Annotated in this window: 18 protein-coding genes; 11 read left to right on the top strand and 7 right to left on the bottom strand. The window is 65.1% G+C overall.

The window, feature by feature from the left end:
* Window positions 1-38: 38 nt before the first annotated feature.
* From ugpA to ugpQ, 4 genes are read left to right on the top strand one after another with little or no spacing between them, the layout of a single operon-like run.
* Window positions 39-926 (top strand): sn-glycerol-3-phosphate ABC transporter permease UgpA, encoded by an 888-nt coding sequence (gene ugpA, locus HTA01S_RS19160; RefSeq protein WP_068174358.1) that lies wholly within the window; start codon window positions 39-41, stop codon window positions 924-926.
* Window positions 926-1,777, top strand: a complete 852-nt coding sequence (ugpE, locus tag HTA01S_RS19165; RefSeq protein ID WP_068174359.1) for a sn-glycerol-3-phosphate ABC transporter permease UgpE — start codon at window positions 926-928, stop codon at window positions 1,775-1,777. The genes ugpA and ugpE overlap by 1 nt, the downstream gene beginning before the upstream one ends.
* A gap of 37 nt (window positions 1,778-1,814) precedes the next feature.
* Window positions 1,815-2,828: a sn-glycerol-3-phosphate ABC transporter ATP-binding protein UgpC gene (gene ugpC / locus HTA01S_RS19170; protein WP_068174360.1), complete on the top strand. Its 1,014-nt coding sequence runs from the start codon at window positions 1,815-1,817 to the stop codon at window positions 2,826-2,828.
* The gene (ugpQ, locus tag HTA01S_RS19175; protein ID WP_068174361.1) at window positions 2,825-3,643 is read left to right on the top strand and encodes a glycerophosphodiester phosphodiesterase; all 819 of its coding nucleotides are present in this window, start codon (window positions 2,825-2,827) and stop codon (window positions 3,641-3,643) included. The genes ugpC and ugpQ overlap by 4 nt, the downstream gene beginning before the upstream one ends.
* Before the next feature lie 20 nt (window positions 3,644-3,663).
* Here the strand turns inward: ugpQ and HTA01S_RS19180 are convergent, their stop codons facing one another.
* Entirely contained in the window at window positions 3,664-3,930 is a 267-nt protein-coding gene (locus tag HTA01S_RS19180) for a hypothetical protein (protein WP_068174362.1), read from the bottom strand.
* 48 nt (window positions 3,931-3,978) lie between these two features.
* Between HTA01S_RS19180 and hemA the strand changes: the two genes are divergently transcribed.
* The 5 genes from hemA (at window position 3,979) to HTA01S_RS19205 (ending at window position 8,884) form a co-directional block, all read left to right on the top strand.
* A complete protein-coding gene (hemA, locus tag HTA01S_RS19185; RefSeq protein ID WP_068174363.1) occupies window positions 3,979-5,271 on the top strand; it encodes a glutamyl-tRNA reductase in 1,293 nt (430 codons plus the stop codon).
* A 103-nt stretch (window positions 5,272-5,374) separates the two neighbouring features.
* On the top strand, window positions 5,375-6,463 hold the full coding sequence (gene prfA / locus HTA01S_RS26060; protein ID WP_068174364.1) for a peptide chain release factor 1: 1,089 nt from the start codon (window positions 5,375-5,377) through the stop codon (window positions 6,461-6,463).
* 20 nt (window positions 6,464-6,483) lie between these two features.
* Entirely contained in the window at window positions 6,484-7,305 is an 822-nt protein-coding gene (gene prmC, locus HTA01S_RS19195) for a peptide chain release factor N(5)-glutamine methyltransferase (protein ID WP_281199644.1), read from the top strand.
* A gap of 51 nt (window positions 7,306-7,356) precedes the next feature.
* Complete coding sequence (grxD, locus tag HTA01S_RS19200; protein ID WP_068174366.1) at window positions 7,357-7,680, top strand: Grx4 family monothiol glutaredoxin; 324 nt, start codon at window positions 7,357-7,359, stop codon at window positions 7,678-7,680.
* A gap of 199 nt (window positions 7,681-7,879) precedes the next feature.
* A complete protein-coding gene (locus HTA01S_RS19205) occupies window positions 7,880-8,884 on the top strand; it encodes an AAA family ATPase (protein WP_068174575.1) in 1,005 nt (334 codons plus the stop codon).
* Window positions 8,885-8,891: 7 nt separating this feature from the next.
* Here HTA01S_RS19205 and HTA01S_RS19210 read toward each other — a convergent pair whose 3' ends face one another.
* Both HTA01S_RS19210 and HTA01S_RS19215 read right to left on the bottom strand, forming a co-directional pair.
* Window positions 8,892-9,503 carry a lytic transglycosylase domain-containing protein gene (locus tag HTA01S_RS19210; RefSeq protein ID WP_245638155.1) on the bottom strand — a complete coding sequence of 204 codons (612 nt, stop codon included), beginning with the start codon at window positions 9,501-9,503 and terminating at the stop codon, window positions 8,892-8,894.
* 61 nt (window positions 9,504-9,564) lie between these two features.
* Window positions 9,565-11,310, bottom strand: coding sequence for a proline--tRNA ligase (locus tag HTA01S_RS19215; protein WP_068174367.1), 1,746 nt, complete (start codon window positions 11,308-11,310; stop codon window positions 9,565-9,567).
* Between the two features lie 186 nt (window positions 11,311-11,496).
* Here HTA01S_RS19215 and HTA01S_RS19220 point away from each other — a divergent pair, with 186 nt between their 5' ends.
* Both HTA01S_RS19220 and HTA01S_RS19225 read left to right on the top strand, forming a co-directional pair.
* A complete protein-coding gene (locus HTA01S_RS19220) occupies window positions 11,497-12,141 on the top strand; it encodes an RNA pyrophosphohydrolase (protein ID WP_068174368.1) in 645 nt (214 codons plus the stop codon).
* Window positions 12,142-12,197: 56 nt separating this feature from the next.
* Entirely contained in the window at window positions 12,198-12,665 is a 468-nt protein-coding gene (locus HTA01S_RS19225; protein ID WP_169804795.1) for a CNP1-like family protein, read from the top strand.
* A gap of 17 nt (window positions 12,666-12,682) precedes the next feature.
* On the opposite strand, the gene proB is transcribed toward HTA01S_RS19225, so the two are convergent.
* From proB to rplU, 4 genes are all read right to left on the bottom strand, one after another.
* Entirely contained in the window at window positions 12,683-13,846 is a 1,164-nt protein-coding gene (proB, locus tag HTA01S_RS19230) for a glutamate 5-kinase (RefSeq protein ID WP_407656123.1), read from the bottom strand.
* A 41-nt stretch (window positions 13,847-13,887) separates the two neighbouring features.
* Window positions 13,888-14,961, bottom strand: coding sequence for an Obg family GTPase CgtA (cgtA, locus tag HTA01S_RS19235; protein WP_068174370.1), 1,074 nt, complete (start codon window positions 14,959-14,961; stop codon window positions 13,888-13,890).
* Between the two features lie 127 nt (window positions 14,962-15,088).
* The gene (gene rpmA / locus HTA01S_RS19240) at window positions 15,089-15,346 is read right to left on the bottom strand and encodes a 50S ribosomal protein L27 (RefSeq protein ID WP_068174371.1); all 258 of its coding nucleotides are present in this window, start codon (window positions 15,344-15,346) and stop codon (window positions 15,089-15,091) included.
* A 13-nt stretch (window positions 15,347-15,359) separates the two neighbouring features.
* Complete coding sequence (rplU, locus tag HTA01S_RS19245; protein ID WP_068174372.1) at window positions 15,360-15,671, bottom strand: 50S ribosomal protein L21; 312 nt, start codon at window positions 15,669-15,671, stop codon at window positions 15,360-15,362.
* Between the last annotated feature and the right edge of the window lie 188 nt (window positions 15,672-15,859).

The raw sequence follows: 15,859 nt of genomic DNA on the forward strand, positions 1-15,859 counted from the left end.
TAGGCGATTCGATCCAACCCCCTGCACCCACAGCCCGAATGGCTTCTGAAAAACGTGTCGTTTTCCGCTCCAGCTGGCTCCCCTGGGCGCTGCTGGCGCCCCAGGTGATCGTCATTCTGGTGTTCTTCTTCTGGCCGGCAGCGCAGGCGCTGCTGCAATCGTTCCAGCAGTCCGATGCCTTCGGCATCTCGACCGAATGGGTGGGGCTGCAGAACTTCGAGAACCTGCTCAAGGACGACACCTACCTGGCCTCGTTCCAGACCACCGCGGTGTTCTCGGTGCTGGTGGCGGGGCTGGGCATCGGCATCTCCCTGGTGCTGGCCGTGTTCGCCGACCGTGTGGTCAAGGCCACGTTGATCTACCGCACGCTGCTGATCTGGCCCTACGCGGTGGCCCCGGCGGTCGCCGGCGTGTTGTGGCTGTTCATGCTCGCGCCCTCCATTGGCGTCGTGTCCCACGCACTGCGCGCCCTCGGCATCGAGTGGAACAGCCTGCTCAACAGCAACCATGCCATGACCCTGATCGTGCTGGCCTCGGTCTGGAAGCAGATTTCCTACAACTTCCTGTTTTTCCTGGCCGGCCTGCAGAGCATTCCAAAGTCGCTGATCGAGGCCGCGGCCATCGACGGTGCGCACCCCTGGCGACGCTTCTGGACCATCCAGTTCCCACTGCTCTCGCCCACCACCTTCTTCCTGTTCGTGATCAACGTGGTCTACGCCTTCTTCGACACCTTCGCCATCGTGGACGCGGCCACCCAGGGCGGACCGGGCAAGGACACCGCGATCTTGGTCTACAAGGTCTACTACGACGGTTTCAAGGCGCTGGACCTCGGCGGTTCGGCAGCCCAGTCGGTGGTGTTGATGGTGATCGTCATTGCGCTCACGGTGGTGCAGTTCCGCTTCGTCGAAAAGAAGGTTCAATACTGATGATCGAACGCCGCCCCGGCCTGACCCTGCTGTCCCACGCCGTGTTGATCCTCGGCGTGCTGGTGGTCGGCTTCCCGCTTTACCTGACCTTCGTGGCCTCCACCCAGACCGCCGAAGCCATCGTGCAGGCGCCGATGTCGCTGCTGCCGGGCAACCAACTGATCGAGAACTACACCGCCGCCTTGCAGGGCACCGGCATGGGCGCGGCGTCGAACGCCCCGGTGGGCCGGATGATGATGGTCAGCCTGATCACCGCGTTGGTGATCGCTGTCGGCAAGATCGCGATTTCGTTGCTCTCGGCCTTTGCCATCGTCTACTTCCGCTTCCCGTTCCGCATGCTGTTCTTCTGGGCGATCTTCGTCACCCTGATGCTGCCGGTGGAAGTGCGCATCGGGCCGACCTACGCGGTGGTGGCCAGCCTGGGGCTGCTCAACACCTACGCCGGCCTCACCGTGCCGCTGATCGCCTCGGCCACCGCCACCTTCCTGTTCCGCCAGTTCTTCCTGACCGTGCCCGACGAGCTGGTGGAGGCCGCGCGCATGGACGGTGCGGGCCCGATGCGCTTCTTCAAGGACGTGCTGCTGCCGCTGTCCACCACCTCGATCGCCGCGTTGTTCGTGATCCAGTTCATCTACGGCTGGAACCAGTACCTCTGGCCGCTGCTGGTGACGACCGAGGAGAGCATGTACCCGGTGGTGATCGGTATCAAACGCATGATCAGCGGCGGCGACGCGGCCACCGACTGGAACATCGTGATGGCCACCGCCGTGCTGGCCATGATCCCGCCCGCCCTGGTCGTCATGCTGATGCAGCGCTGGTTCGTCAAGGGCCTGGTCGATACCGAGAAATAAGCCCCCCCCGCTTCAACGAACAACAACAGAGATCTCCATGGCTTCCATTTCCCTGCGCAACGTCGTCAAGCGCTACCGCACCGGCAAGACCGAGCTGCAAGTCATCCACGGCGTGAACGCCGAGATCGCCGACCGCGAGTTCATCGTCATCGTCGGGCCCTCGGGCTGCGGCAAGTCCACGCTGCTGCGCATGGTGGCCGGCCTGGAAGACATCAGCGGCGGCGACATCTGCATTGGCGAGCGCGTGGTCAACACGCTGGAGCCGGCCGAGCGCGACATCGCCATGGTGTTCCAGAACTACGCGCTCTACCCGCACATGACGGTGTTCGACAACATGGCCTATGGCCTGAAGATCAAGAAGCTGCCCATCGCCGAGATCAAACAGCGCGTGGACAAGGCCGCCGGCATCCTGGAGCTGGGCCATCTGCTGACGCGCAAGCCGCGCGAGCTCTCGGGTGGGCAGCGCCAGCGCGTGGCCATGGGCCGCGCCATCGTGCGCCAGCCCCAGGTCTTCCTGTTCGACGAACCGCTGTCCAACCTCGACGCCAAGCTGCGCGCCCAGACCCGGCTGGAGATCCAGAAACTGCACCGCGAACTCGGCATCACCTCGCTCTTCGTCACGCACGACCAGGTCGAAGCCATGACGCTGGCGCAACGCATGATCGTGATGAACGCCGGCAGGATGGAACAGTTTGGCACCCCCGAAGAGGTCTACACCCGCCCGGCCACCACCTTCGTGGCCAGCTTCATCGGGTCCCCGCCCATGAACCTGCTCCAGCACGCGCCGGGCGGGCGCCCGGGCAGCCTGCTCGGTATCCGCCCCGAACACATCGACATCGGCGACAGCGGCTGGGCGCTCCAGGTGGAAACGGTGGAACTGCTGGGGGCCGAGCGCCTGGTGCACGCGCGCCTGGGCGACGAGATACTCATCATCCGCACCCACGAAGACCAGGGTGCGCCGGCCATCGGCAGCACCATCCACGCCCGGCCGCGCGAAGACCGCATGCACTGGTTCGACGCGCAGACCGGCCAGCGACAATCCGAGGCATGACGACGCCCCACACACCGCCTCCCGACGAGAGCCGCCCGCCGGCACAGTCGCCCTGGCCCTACCCACGCTGGATCGCCCACCGTGGCGCGGGCAAACACGCCCCCGAAAACACGCTCGCCGCGTTTCGCCTCGGTGCCTCCCACGGCTACCGCATGTTCGAATGCGACGCCAAGCTCAGCGCCGACGGCGTGGTGTTCCTGCTGCACGACGACACGCTGGACCGCACCACCAACGGCCACGGAATCGGTGGCGAGTTGCACTGGGCCACCCTCAGCCAGCTCGATGCCGGCGGCTGGCATTCGCGCCAGTTCGCGGGCGAGCCACTGGCGACACTCGAAGCGGTGGCGCGCTATTGCCAGGCCAACCACGCCTTGCTGAACATTGAGATCAAGCCCACCACCGGCCTGGAGTTCGAGACCGGCCGCGCGGTGGCCCTGACGGCGGCGCGGCTCTGGGGCTGGCCAGCGGATGGCGCCACCGCTGCGCTACCGCCCGGCGCCGTGCCACCGCTGCTCACCTCGTTCCAGCCCGAGTCGCTCAAGGCGGCCCTGGAGGCCACGCCGGCGTTGCCACGAGGCCTGTTGCTGGAAACGCTGTGGAGCGGGTGGCTGGAGGCCGCGCTCGCGCTGCGCTGCGAAGCCATCGTCTGCGACCAGGATCTGTGGGACACCACCAGCGTGGCGCAGGCGCGCCGCGAGGGCCTGCGCACCCTGGCCTACACGGTCAACGACGAATCTTCGGTTCAGCGCCTGCTGGCGCTGGGCATCGACGGCATCATCACCGACCGGATCGATCTGTTTTCACCCGCGGCCTGAGCCGTCGGACGGCCGCTGGCTCAGCGACGGCGCAGCCACCAGGCCATGGAGCCCTGCGCCAGCACCAGCGCGGTGTAGGTGGCCATCTTGCCGTCGCGACCGAAGTACAGCAGCCCGGCCAGCAGCACCAGCGCGCCCGCCCCCATCAGCATCCACAGGCCCGCCTTGGCACCCCTGCCCGAAGCGCGCGCACCTCGCCGGAGCGTCAAAACCCAGAGCATCACGGCCACGGCGATGGCCGGCGCCAGCAGGCCGGCAATGTGCCCCAGCAGAGCGAAAAATGTCATGGAATGTCCGATGGGCCGTCAATAAGGGAGCAATTTTATAATCGGACCATGTCTGTCTGGACGCTCGGCATCAACCACCACACGGCTCCGCTCGATTTGCGGGGCCGCTTTGCGTTCGCCCTCGACCAGATCCAGCCCGCGCTGCACGGCTACCGCCAAAGCCTGGCGCGCCAACCCGAAGCCACCCTGCTCTCCACCTGCAACCGCACCGAGCTCTACGGCGCGGGCGATCAGGCCGCGGTGGAGCCCACCCTGGAGTGGTTGGCCCACACCGGCGGCGTGAGCACCGAGGTGCTGCGCGACCACGCCTACGTGCTGCGTGAAGACCAGGCGGCGCGCCACGCGTTTCGCGTGGCCAGCGGACTCGACAGCATGGTGCTGGGCGAGCCCCAGATCCTCGGCCAGATGAAAGACGCGGTGCGCGCCGCCAACGACGCCGGCGCCCTGGGCACCACGCTGCACCAGCTGTTCCAGCGCTCGTTCGCGGTCGCCAAGCAGGTGCGCACCTCCACCGAGATCGGTGCGCATTCCATCAGCATGACCGCCGCCGCCGTGCGGCTGGCCTCCCAGCTGTTCGAAGACATCAAGGACATCCGTGTGCTGTTTGTCGGCGCCGGCGAAATGATCGAACTGGCGGCCACCCACTTCGCCGCCAAGACCCCGCGCAGCATGTCCATCGCCAACCGCACGCTGGAGCGCGGTGAGAAACTCGCCGGCCGCTTCGGTGCCGAGGTGATGCGCCTGGCCGAGGTGCCCGAGCGCCTGCACGAGTTCGACGCCGTCATCAGCTGCACCGCCAGCACCCTGCCCATCATCGGTCTGGGCGCTGTCGAGCGGGCGCTCAAGAAACGCAAGCACCGCCCCATGTTCATGGTCGACCTGGCCGTGCCGCGCGACATCGAAATCGAGGTCAAGGCCCTGGACGACGTCTACCTCTACACGGTGGACGACCTCGCCGCCGTGGTGCAGACCGGCAAGGACAACCGCCAGGCGGCCGTGGCCCAGGCCGAGGCCATCATCGACGCGGGCGTGTTGAGTTTCATGCACTGGATGGAGCAGCGCGACCCCGCCGGTGGCATGGTGCCCCTGATCCAGCAGATCCACGCCCAGGCCGATCAATGGCGCAGCGCCGAAATGGCGCGCGCGCGCAAACTCCTGGCCCGGGGCGAGCCGGTTGAAGCCGTGCTCGAAGCCCTCTCGCGGGGTCTGACACAGAAGATGCTGCACGGCACCCTGGCCGAACTGCGTTCGGGGGACGCCCACACGCGCGCGGCCACCGCGCAGACCGTCTCGCGCCTGTTCCTGCGCGAGGAAGCGCCCAAACCCACCCGGGATTCCTAGGGCCGCTGGCCCGCCTGCCGCGGTCGCGCCCCTGCCAGCCGCTGCCCCCCCTTCCGCTGTCCGCGCCGGCAGCCCGCCCCGTTCCCCCCGCTCTCCTTATCGCATGAAACCCTTTGTCCGCGACACCCTGATGCGACAGCGCGCCCGGCTGCACGAGCTCGACGCGCTGCTGGCCGCACCCGACGTGGTGGACAACATGGAGCGCTTTCGCGCCCTGAGCCGTGAACACGCCGAGGTGGGCGCCATCGTGGCGGTGTTCAACCGCTACCTGCAGCGCGAGGCCGATCGCGCTGCGGCCGAAGACCTGCTGCGCGACCCCGAGATGGTCGAGATGGCCGAGGATGAAATCGCCAGCGCCCGGACCGAACTGGAGCAACTCGACGCCGAACTGCAGCAGTTGCTGGTGCCCAAGGACCCGGACGACGAACGCAACGCCTTTGTCGAAATCCGCGCAGGCACCGGTGGCGACGAGTCGGCCCTATTCGCGAGCGATCTGGCGCGCCTGTACACGCGCTACGCCGACACCCAGGGCTGGAAGACCGAGATCGTGAGCGAATCTCCGAGCGAACTGGGGGGCTACAAGGAAGTGGTGCTGCGCATCGCCGGGCACGGTGTCTACGGGCAACTGCGCTTCGAATCGGGTGGCCACCGCGTGCAGCGCGTGCCGGTGACCGAGACCCAGGGCCGCATCCACACCAGCGCCGCCACCGTGGCCGTGATGCCCGAACCCGACGAGACCGAGGCCATCAAACTCAACCCCAGTGAGCTGCGCATCGACACCTACCGTGCCAGCGGCGCGGGTGGACAGCACATCAACAAGACCGACTCGGCCGTGCGCGTGACCCACCTGCCCACCGGCATCACCGCCGAATGCCAGGACGGTCGCAGCCAGCACAGCAACAAGGCCAAGGCCCTGCAGGTGCTGACCGCGCGCCTGCAGGAAAAGGACCGCAGCGAACGCGCCGCCAAAGAGGCCGCCACGCGCAAGGGGCTGGTGGGCACGGGGGATCGCAGCGACCGCATCCGCACCTACAACTTCCCACAGGGCCGCCTCACGGACCACCGCATCAACCTCACGCTCTACAAGCTGCTGCAGGTGATGGAAGGCGACCTGGGCGATGTGATCCACGCCCTGCAGGTCGCGCGCGGCACCGAGCTGTTGGCCGAATTAGAGCAGCGCAACAGCCTGTGAACACCCCGTTGAACCTACGGTTGGCCCTGACGCAAGCCCAGCAGCGGGGCCTGGACCGGCTGGACACCCAGATGTTGCTGCTGCTGGCGCTGGGCCGCGACATGAACGACCGCGCCTGGCTGCTGGCACACGACACCGACCCCCTGCCCGCCGATGCGGCCGACCGCTGCGCCGACCTGGTGCGCCGCCGCCTGGCCGGCGAGCCGGTCGCCTACCTGGCGGGCACCAAGGCATTTTTTGGTCTCGACCTGCAGGTGGACCCGCGCGTGCTCGTGCCCCGGCCCGACACCGAAACCCTGGTGCAGTGGGCGCTGGATGTGCTGGCGCCACCCCCCGCCCAGGCCCGCTTCCTAGACCTGGGCACCGGCAGCGGCGCCATCGCGCTGGCGGTGAAGGCACAGCGGCCCGACGTGGCCGTGACCGCCACCGACGCCAGTGCTGATGCCCTGTCCGTGGCCCAGGCCAATGCCGAACGCCTGGAGTTGGCGGTGGATTTTCACCTGGGTTCCTGGCTGGACGCCGTACCTGGGCAACGCTTCGACGTGATCGCGAGCAACCCGCCGTATATCGCCGAAGGTGACCCGCACCTGCGCGCCCTGGAACACGAGCCGATCAACGCCCTGACCGCCGGCGCCGACGGGCTCGACGACCTGCGCACCATCATCGCGTGCGCGCACCACGCCCTGCACCCCGGCGGCTGGCTGCTGCTGGAACACGGCCACGACCAGGCCTCTGCCGTGCGGGGCCTGCTGAGCCAGCACGGTTTTGAAGCGGTGGGCAGCCGCACCGACCTTGCGGGCATTGAGCGCTGCAGCGGCGCGCGCTGGCCACAGCAGCGATAATCGACGCTGTTTCCGGGTCGCTGCGACCCGTCCAGATCAGGAGTTTTTGCCATGAGCGACGCCCAGACCCGTATCGACCAACTGGTCAAGTCCAACGACATCGTGCTGTTCATGAAGGGCAACGCGAGCTTCCCCATGTGCGGCTTTTCCGGCCGTGCGATCCAGATCCTCAAGGCCTGCGGTGTCGACCCCAAAACGGTGAAAACCGTCAACGTGCTGGAAGACGATGGCATCCGCCAGGGCATCAAGGAATACAGCAACTGGCCCACCATCCCGCAGCTGTACGTCAAGGGTGAGTTCATCGGTGGCTCCGACATCATGATGGAGATGTACGAGTCGGGCGAACTGCAGCAAACCATCAACGGCCAGGCCTGAAGCCTCCCGTACCCCACCCAAGCCGCCTGCGGGCGGCTTTGTCTTTTCCGGTACGCGGGTCCCTTGCTGGTGCGTCTTTTCGCACACCCCTCTGCCATTGCGTGCAACTGAGGGCGTTTTGTCGGGCTTTTCGGCATTGAGATCGGGCACGTCTTGTGCTTGAATGAAAACGTCGCTGAACCCCCACAAGGAGAATCGCATGAGCTCTCGCAGCCTGGTCGCTTCACCCTCCCTCGGACTGCCCATCGCCCGGATGCGCAGCGTGTTCAGCGCCGACGATGTCGAACGCAAGCTGACCCAGTTGCAGGCCAGCGGCAGCGAGCGCGAATACGAAACCCTGCGCAACACCTACCAACGCATGCTGGAGCGCGGCCCACAGCGCTTCGCCGTCAAACCCTCGGGCGTGCCCGACATGGCTCCGCTGTACGACCTGCTGCCCAATTTTGGTGAGGTGCTGGACGATGTGAAGCGTCACGTGGCGCTCAGCCAGGACAGCCACGACAGCCTGGAGGTGACCCCGATCCTGCTGCTCGGGCCGCCCGGCGTGGGCAAGACCCATTTCGCCAAACAGATCGCCGACCTGCTGGGCACCAGCATGAGCCTGGTCCCGATGAGTTCGATGACGGCTGGCTGGCTGCTTTCGGGCTCCTCGTCGCAGTGGAAGGGCGCCAAACCCGGCAAGGTGTTTGAAGCGCTGGTGGATGGCCAGTACGCCAACCCGGTGATCGTGGTCGACGAGATCGACAAGGCCAGCGCCGACGCGCAGTACGACCCACTGGGTGCGCTCTACAGCCTGTTGGAGCACGACACGGCGCAGAACTTCGTGGACGAGTTCGCCGAAGTGCCGATCGACGCCAGCCAGGTGATCTGGATCACCACCGCCAACGACGAACGCGCGATTCCCGAGCCCATCCTCAATCGCATGAACGTGTTCGAGATTGCAACGCCCTCACCCGAGGCGGCCCGCCGGATCGCCCACCACCTGTACCAGTCGATCCGGGGCGAACACGATTGGGGTCAGCGCTTCGACCCCGAACCCGCCGACGATGTGCTGGACGCGCTGGCGACCCTGGCGCCGCGCGAAATGCGCCGCGCGCTCGTCACGGCGTTCGGCAACGCGCGGCTGGACAACCGCTACCGCGTGGAGGCGGACGACCTGCCGAAGACCGTTGGCGGCAAGGCGCGCATCGGGTTCCTGCAATAACTGGGCGTTAAGCGTCGGGGTGAACCCAGTTGCGGGCCGCAGCGTAGACCGCATTGGGGTATTCGGGCCGCCCCCGACTGCCGTTGTACCGGCCCAGAGCCATGTAGGTGTTGCCGCGCTCGCGGTCCAGATAGTGGCGCAGGATCACGCAGCCAAAGCGCAAGTTGGTCTGCATGTTGAACAGGCGTGAGGCATCGCCATCGCCGATCAGCCGCGCCCAGAACGGCATGATCTGCATGTAGCCACGCGCGCCCACACGCGAAATGGCGAACTTGCGGAACGCGCTCTCAACCTGGATCAGGCCGAGCACCAGGGTGGTGTCCAGTCCGGCACGGCGCGTTTCGTACCAGACGGTCTGCAGGAACTCGATGCGGGTCTGAAAATCGGGTTTTCGCTTCTTCAAGCGCTCACTCATCACGCCGAGCCAGCGAAGGTGGGCCAGGCGCTTTTCAATGTCGGAAAACTCGGGCACCGGCGGCGCACTGCTGGCGATGGCGGCGCTGAGCACCGAACGCACGGAATCGGCCAGGGGTTCTTCGGCCTGGCGACCTGCCCATGCGCTGCCCGGCCCCGCCAACAGGCCCAGGCTACCCAGCCCCAGCGCGCCGGCGCTGGTCAACCAGTCGCGGCGGCGCAAGGCATCGGGGTCGAACCTGTTCACCGGACGGCCCTCCCCACGGTCATGCGCCGATCCGGCCCTTCAGGAACCCCAGGATCTCGGCCACAGCCACCTTGGTCGCCGCGGCGTCGCGGCGGTGCTGGTACTCGACCTGAGCTTCCTTGATGCCACGGTCGCCAATCGTCACGCGGTGCGGCACCCCAATGAGCTCCCAGTCGGCAAACATGGCCCCCGGGCGCTCGCCCCGGTCGTCCAACAGCACGTCCACGCCGGCGGCCACCAATTGCTCATGCAGTTGCTCGGCAGCCGCTTTCACCTCGGGGCTGCGGTCCATGCCGATGGGGCAGATCACCACCGTGAACGGCGCAATCGCGTCGGGCCAGATGATGCCGCGCTCGTCGTGGTTCTGTTCAATGGCGGCGGCCGGCAAGCGGGTGATGCCGATGCCGTAACAGCCCATCTCGAAGTGTGCGGGTTTGCCGTCTTCGCCCAGGAAGGTGGCGTTCATGGCCTGGCTGTATTTGGTGCCGAGGTAGAACACATGGCCCACCTCGATGCCGCGTTCAATCGCCAACGCACCCTGGCCGTCGGGTGAGGCATCGCCTTCCACCACATTGCGCAGGTCGGCCACCTGATCGGGTTCGGGCAGGTCGCGACCCCAGTTCACGCCGGTCATGTGGAAATCGGGCTCATTGGCGCCGCAGATCCAGTCGGCCATTACCACCACCTCGCGGTCCACCACCAGCTTCACCGGCAGCTTCAGACCGATGGGCCCAAGGTAACCCGGCTTGCAGCCGAAGTGGGCTTCGATCTCGGACACCGTGGCAAAGCGGAAACCGGCGTTCAACCCGGGTACCTTGCTCACCTTGACTTCGTTCATGTCGTGGTCGCCACGCAGCAGCAGCAACCACACCTGGCTCTTCACGATCTCGCCCGATTCATTGAGCGTGTCGGTCGCCAGCACCAGCGACTTCACGGTCGTGGCCAGCGGCACGCCCAACAGCTCGGCCACGTCGGCACAGGTGCTCTTGCCCGGCGTGGATGTCTTGGCCATGGCGTTGGCCGCCGCCGGGCGCGGGCCCGCAGGCGCCAGCGCTTCGGCTTTTTCCATGTTGGCCGCGTAGTCGCTGCCCGGGCAGTAGACGATGGCGTCTTCCCCGGTGGCCGCAATCACCTGAAACTCTTCGCTCAGGTCGCCACCGATGGCACCGCTATCGGCCGCCACCGCGCGGTAGCGCAAGCCAAAGCGGTCAAAAATGCGGCGGTAGGCTGCGGCCATGACTTGGTAGCTCACCTTGGCGGCAGCTTCGTCGCGGTCGAAGCTGTAGGCGTCCTTCATGATGAACTCGCGCCCTCGCATCAAGCCAAAACGCGGCCGACGCTCGTCGCGGAACTTGGTCTGGATCTGGTAGAAATTCTTCGGCAATTGCTTGTAGCTGCGCAGCTCCTGGCGAGCGATGTCGGTCACCACCTCTTCGCTGGTGGGCTGCACCACGAAGTCGCGGTCGTGCCGGTCCTTGATGCGCAGCAGCTCGGGCCCCATCTTTTCGAATCGCCCGGTTTCCTGCCAGAGCTCGGCCGGCTGTACCACCGGCATGGTCAGCTCCACCGCACCGGCGCGGTTCATTTCCTCGCGCACGATGGCTTCCACCTTATGGATCACCCGCAGGCCCATGGGCATGTAGCTGTAGATGCCGGCGCCCAGCTTCTTGATCATGCCGGCGCGCGTCATGAGCTGGTGGCTGACCACCTCGGCATCGGCCGGGGCTTCCTTGAGGGTGGAGATGAAGAACTGGGAGGCTTTCATGGAAACGGCTGCCTGAGGCAGGAAGGGTCGTGTCAAAAATGGGAATCGGCTGAACGTCCGGTCGATGCCAAGCTGCGCCCCGGCATCGGGATTTACCCCTCCCTGCGCGTCAACAGGTGGGCAATCACTTCGCAAGCCGCAGAGGGCGATGCATAATCCAGACAGTTCAAAAAATTGGGGTTGATTATGCTTGACAGAGAAGGCTTCAGGCCCAATGTCGGCATCATTCTGCTCAACCAGAGAAACCAGGTGTTTTGGGGCAAGCGGATCCGCTCGCACTCCTGGCAGTTTCCGCAAGGTGGCATCGACCGGGGCGAAACGCCCGAACAGGCGATGTACCGCGAGCTGCATGAGGAAGTGGGGCTCCAGCCCGAACACGTGTGCATTGTTGCCCGGACACGGGACTGGTTGCGCTACGAGGTGCCGGACCGTTTCATTCGCCGCGACGCGCGCGGTCACTACAAGGGTCAGAAGCAGATCTGGTACCTGCTGCGTCTGGTGGCACAGGACTGGCATCTGAACCTTCGCGCCACCAGCCATCCCGAGTTTGACGCCTGGCGCTGGCACGACTACTGGGTGCCGCTGGACGTCGTGGTGGAGTTCAAGCGGGGCGTGTATGAAATGGCACTGACCGAACTGGCCCGCTACCTGCCCAGAAATGACAACCGCAATCGCTATTTGCGGGGTGGCGTGCGTCACCACCATACCGAAGAGGCGTCCGCGTCGATGCCGTTCCCTGGCGTACCCGCCGGGCTGGAGCTGCCCCCTGGCGCATGCTTCGACCCCGACCCACAGACCGACATGCGCCCACAGGGCGTTCCACTCAAATGAATCCGCTACAAAAGCGAGCGCGCCCTGGCGCGCTGGGTCTTGCTTGCGCCTGTTGCATGGCGCTGGCTATCTCAGGTGGCCCGGCCATGGCACAAGACCGGGACGCAGTTGCCCCGCCGGCCTTGGCGGTCAAGCCGCCATCGTTCGACACACAGCACCTGCAGACTTTTGAGGTTTCACCCAGCTCTGCCCTGGTCTACGGCATAGACCCCGCCACCCTCGCAGTGGACGGTCAGGGTGTGGTGCGGTATGTGTTGGTGGCGCGCAGTGCGAGCGGCGCGCTCAACGTCTTGTATGAGGGCATCCGGTGCCAAACCGCCGAGTTGATCACCTACGCACGCTGGGACAACCGCTCGGCCTGGAACATTGACGAAGCCGCCGAGTGGCGCCCCCTGTCTTCCTCCGGCTCAACCCGTCATGCCATGCGCCTGGCGCGAACCGCGGTTTGTGACGGCCCCACCCCCAACGGCGACGCAACCAACATGCTGCGAACGTTGAAGCGCGGCGGTATGGTGGAACGCTGAGACGCCGCGGAGCGAGATCAGCCGCGCGCAAGCACCAGGTTGTCCCGGTGGATCATCTCCGGTTCGGCGACATAGCCGAGCAAGCGCTCGAAATCGCTGGACGACTTGCGGCACAGGAGCCGGGCCTCTGAACTGGCGTAGTTCGCCAGCCCGCGGGCGATCTCCAACCCGGCCGGATCACGCACAGCGATCACATCCCCGCGTGAAAATTCCCCCTCCACGGCGGTCATGCCGATCGGCAGCAGGCTCTTGCCTTCCCCCACGATTTTGCCCGCTGCCCCCGCGTCAACCATGACAGCGCCGCGCAGTTGCAGGTGGTCGGCCATCCAGCGCTTTCGCGCCTGGTTCTTCGGTGTCTGGGCCAGCAGGCAGGTGCCGATGGCCTCACCTTCGCACAGACGCTGCAGGACCTGGGGCTCACGGCCCCAGGCAATGACGGTGGAAGCGCCCGAACCGGCCGCCCGTTTGGCGGCCAGTATCTTGGTGATCATGCCGCCCTTGCCAATGCCCGAACCCGCGCCGCCGGCCATGGCCTCAAGCTGGGCATCCCCCGCACGCGCAACGTGCACGAACGTCGCGCTCGGATCACGACGCGGATCGGCCGTGTACAGCCCGCGCTGATCGGTCAGAATCACCAACACGTCGGCCTCCACCAGATTGGCCACCAGTGCGCCCAGCGTGTCGTTGTCACCGAACTTGATTTCGTCGTTGACGACCGTGTCGTTTTCGTTGATCACCGGGACCACACCCAACTGCAACAGCGTGAGCAGGGTCGAGCGGGCATTGAGGTAGCGCTCGCGGTCGGCCAGGTCGGCATGGGTGAGCAGAACCTGAGCGCTGCCCACGCCGCAGCCACGCAACTTGGTTTCGTACATCTGAACCAGACCCATCTGGCCCACGGCTGCGGCTGCCTGCAGCTCGTTGATCTCCTTGGGCCGCGCGGTCCAGCCCAGGCGCTTCATGCCCTCGGCCACCGCGCCGCTGCTGACCATGATCAGCTCGCGCCCCTGCTGGACCAGCGAGGCGAGTTGTTCGCACCAGTGCCCGATCGCCTCTTCGTCCAGACCCCTGCCCTCGTTGGTCACCAGGCTCGACCCGACCTTGACCACAATGCGGCGCGCGGTTCTCAGCACACTGGCCTGATCCACCACGCCATTCGGATTCGTCACCACATCGCCCATGGAATTGTTCGTCTTATGCGGATTGTTTCTGGCCAGAGCCATCAGACGCCACGCGGATCGTCCACGAAACGTGGGTCCACATCCACCGGCTGCTGATGCGACTGGAACTCCTTGGACAGATACTCATAAACCGACTGCACCAGCCGCTCACAGCCTTCGCGCGTCAGGGCAGAGATTTCGAACACCGGCCCCTTGTACTTCAGCCGCTTGACGATGTCCTTGACACGGGCTTCACGCTCCTCGGCGCTCACCATGTCGAGCTTGTTGAGCACCAGCCAGCGCGGTTTGTCGTACAGCTTCTGATCAAACTTCTTGAGCTCCGCCACGATGGCCTTGGCTTGCACCACGGGGTCCACGCCTTCGTCGAACGGCGCCACATCGAGCATGTGCAACAGCAGCCGGGTGCGCTGCAAATGACGCAGGAACTGGTGCCCCAACCCCGCGCCCTCCGACGCACCTTCGATCAAACCCGGCACATCGGCCACCACAAAACTTTTTTCCGGCGCCACCCGCACCACACCGAGATTCGGATACAGCGTGGTGAACGGATAGTCGGCAATTTTCGGCCGGGCATTGGATATGGCGGCGATCAGCGTGGACTTGCCCGCGTTGGGCATCCCCAACAAGCCGACATCGGCCAACACCTTGAGCTCCAGCTTGAGCGTGCGCTTTTCCCCGGCCCACCCTGGCGTTTTCTGACGCGGCGCACGGTTGGTCGAGCTTTTGTAATGCATGTTGCCGAAGCCGCCATCACCCCCCTTGGCGATGGTGATCTGCTCGCCCGGCTGCAGCAACTCGTGCAGCACTTCGCCGGTCTCGGCATCCGCAATGATGGTCCCTACCGGCATCTTCAACACGATGTCGTCGCCCTTGACACCGAACATGTCCGAACCCTTACCGTGCTCGCCACGGTGGGCCTCGAAACGCCGCGTGTAGCGGAAATCCACCAAAGTGTTCAGGCTGGCATCCGCCACAGCGTATACGTGACCGCCACGGCCGCCGTCTCCACCATCTGGGCCACCAAACTCTTTGTATTTCTCATGCCTGAACGAGGCGCAGCCATTGCCGCCATCGCCCGCTGCGACTTCGATCGTGGCTTCGTCTACAAATTTCATGACACGTATTCTCGGAAAAAACCAACACAAAAGGCCCGCATAGGCGGGCCTTTTGTAATCAAGACATCACCAGTGCCACGGTTGCTGCTCCGATTCAAAGAATCCGGCAGCGGCACAGCGCCCCGTCTCAGACGGGTGTGATGCTCACCACGTGGCGGTTCAACTCGCCTTTGACGGCGAAGGTGACATGCCCGTCAGCCGTGGCAAACAGGGTGTGGTCCTTGCCCAGACCCACATTCACGCCAGGGTGGAACTTGGTGCCCCGTTGGCGAACGATGATCGAGCCTGCGCTGACCAGCTCACCACCAAACGCTTTCACGCCGAGCATCTTGGGCTTCGAATCGCGCCCGTTTCGCGTAGAGCCGCCGCCTTTTTTCTGTGCCATGTTGACTTACTCCTCAGGCTGCGATCGACGAAATCTGCAGTTCGGTGAAATTCTGACGGTGACCTTGACGCTTCTGGTAGTGCTTGCGACGGCGCATCTTGAAGATGCTGACCTTGTCGTGCCTGCCATGTGCCAACACCGTGACCGTGACCGTTGCGCCGGAAACCAAGGGAGTGCCAACCTTGATCTCGGTGCCGTTGCCGACAGCCAGAACCTGGTCAAACACGATCTCTTGGCCCACATCCGCAGCAATCTGTTCTACTTTAATTTTTTCGCCAGCAGCAACACGATACTGTTTGCCGCCGGTTTTTATGACCGCGTACATATGAACCTCTTGTAAAAAATCCACGCATGGATACCCAGCGGACCAAATTCCACTGAACCATCTATTTTAGCACGGCCTGGAGTCAGCATCAAGTCACAGAGCCCATCGTGCACTCCAAGAGCAAGCGAGCTGACTCATGGAGCCCGCCCGCACCGGCTTTCTATAATCGCGGCCTGCACCCCAGACAC

This window comes from Hydrogenophaga taeniospiralis CCUG 15921 (assembly GCF_001592305.1).
GTDB lineage: Bacteria > Pseudomonadota > Gammaproteobacteria > Burkholderiales > Burkholderiaceae_C > Hydrogenophaga > Hydrogenophaga taeniospiralis.

What these genes read in the sequence shown, in the direction of transcription:
- ugpA (WP_068174358.1), top strand. Translation starts at nt 39, where the DNA reads ATGGCTTCTGAAAAACGTGTCGTTTTCCGCTCCAGCTGGCTCCCCTGG.
- ugpE (WP_068174359.1), top strand. Translation starts at nt 926, where the DNA reads ATGATCGAACGCCGCCCCGGCCTGACCCTGCTGTCCCACGCCGTGTTG.
- ugpC (WP_068174360.1), top strand. Translation starts at nt 1,815, where the DNA reads ATGGCTTCCATTTCCCTGCGCAACGTCGTCAAGCGCTACCGCACCGGC.
- ugpQ (WP_068174361.1), top strand. Translation starts at nt 2,825, where the DNA reads ATGACGACGCCCCACACACCGCCTCCCGACGAGAGCCGCCCGCCGGCA.
- HTA01S_RS19180 (WP_068174362.1), bottom strand. Translation starts at nt 3,930, where the DNA reads ATGACATTTTTCGCTCTGCTGGGGCACATTGCCGGCCTGCTGGCGCCG.
- hemA (WP_068174363.1), top strand. Translation starts at nt 3,979, where the DNA reads ATGTCTGTCTGGACGCTCGGCATCAACCACCACACGGCTCCGCTCGAT.
- prfA (WP_068174364.1), top strand. Translation starts at nt 5,375, where the DNA reads ATGAAACCCTTTGTCCGCGACACCCTGATGCGACAGCGCGCCCGGCTG.
- grxD (WP_068174366.1), top strand. Translation starts at nt 7,357, where the DNA reads ATGAGCGACGCCCAGACCCGTATCGACCAACTGGTCAAGTCCAACGAC.
- HTA01S_RS19205 (WP_068174575.1), top strand. Translation starts at nt 7,880, where the DNA reads ATGAGCTCTCGCAGCCTGGTCGCTTCACCCTCCCTCGGACTGCCCATC.
- HTA01S_RS19215 (WP_068174367.1), bottom strand. Translation starts at nt 11,310, where the DNA reads ATGAAAGCCTCCCAGTTCTTCATCTCCACCCTCAAGGAAGCCCCGGCC.
- HTA01S_RS19220 (WP_068174368.1), top strand. Translation starts at nt 11,497, where the DNA reads ATGCTTGACAGAGAAGGCTTCAGGCCCAATGTCGGCATCATTCTGCTC.
- HTA01S_RS19225 (WP_169804795.1), top strand. Translation starts at nt 12,198, where the DNA reads ATGGCGCTGGCTATCTCAGGTGGCCCGGCCATGGCACAAGACCGGGAC.
- proB (WP_407656123.1), bottom strand. Translation starts at nt 13,846, where the DNA reads ATGGGCGATGTGGTGACGAATCCGAATGGCGTGGTGGATCAGGCCAGT.
- cgtA (WP_068174370.1), bottom strand. Translation starts at nt 14,961, where the DNA reads ATGAAATTTGTAGACGAAGCCACGATCGAAGTCGCAGCGGGCGATGGC.
- rpmA (WP_068174371.1), bottom strand. Translation starts at nt 15,346, where the DNA reads ATGGCACAGAAAAAAGGCGGCGGCTCTACGCGAAACGGGCGCGATTCG.
- rplU (WP_068174372.1), bottom strand. Translation starts at nt 15,671, where the DNA reads ATGTACGCGGTCATAAAAACCGGCGGCAAACAGTATCGTGTTGCTGCT.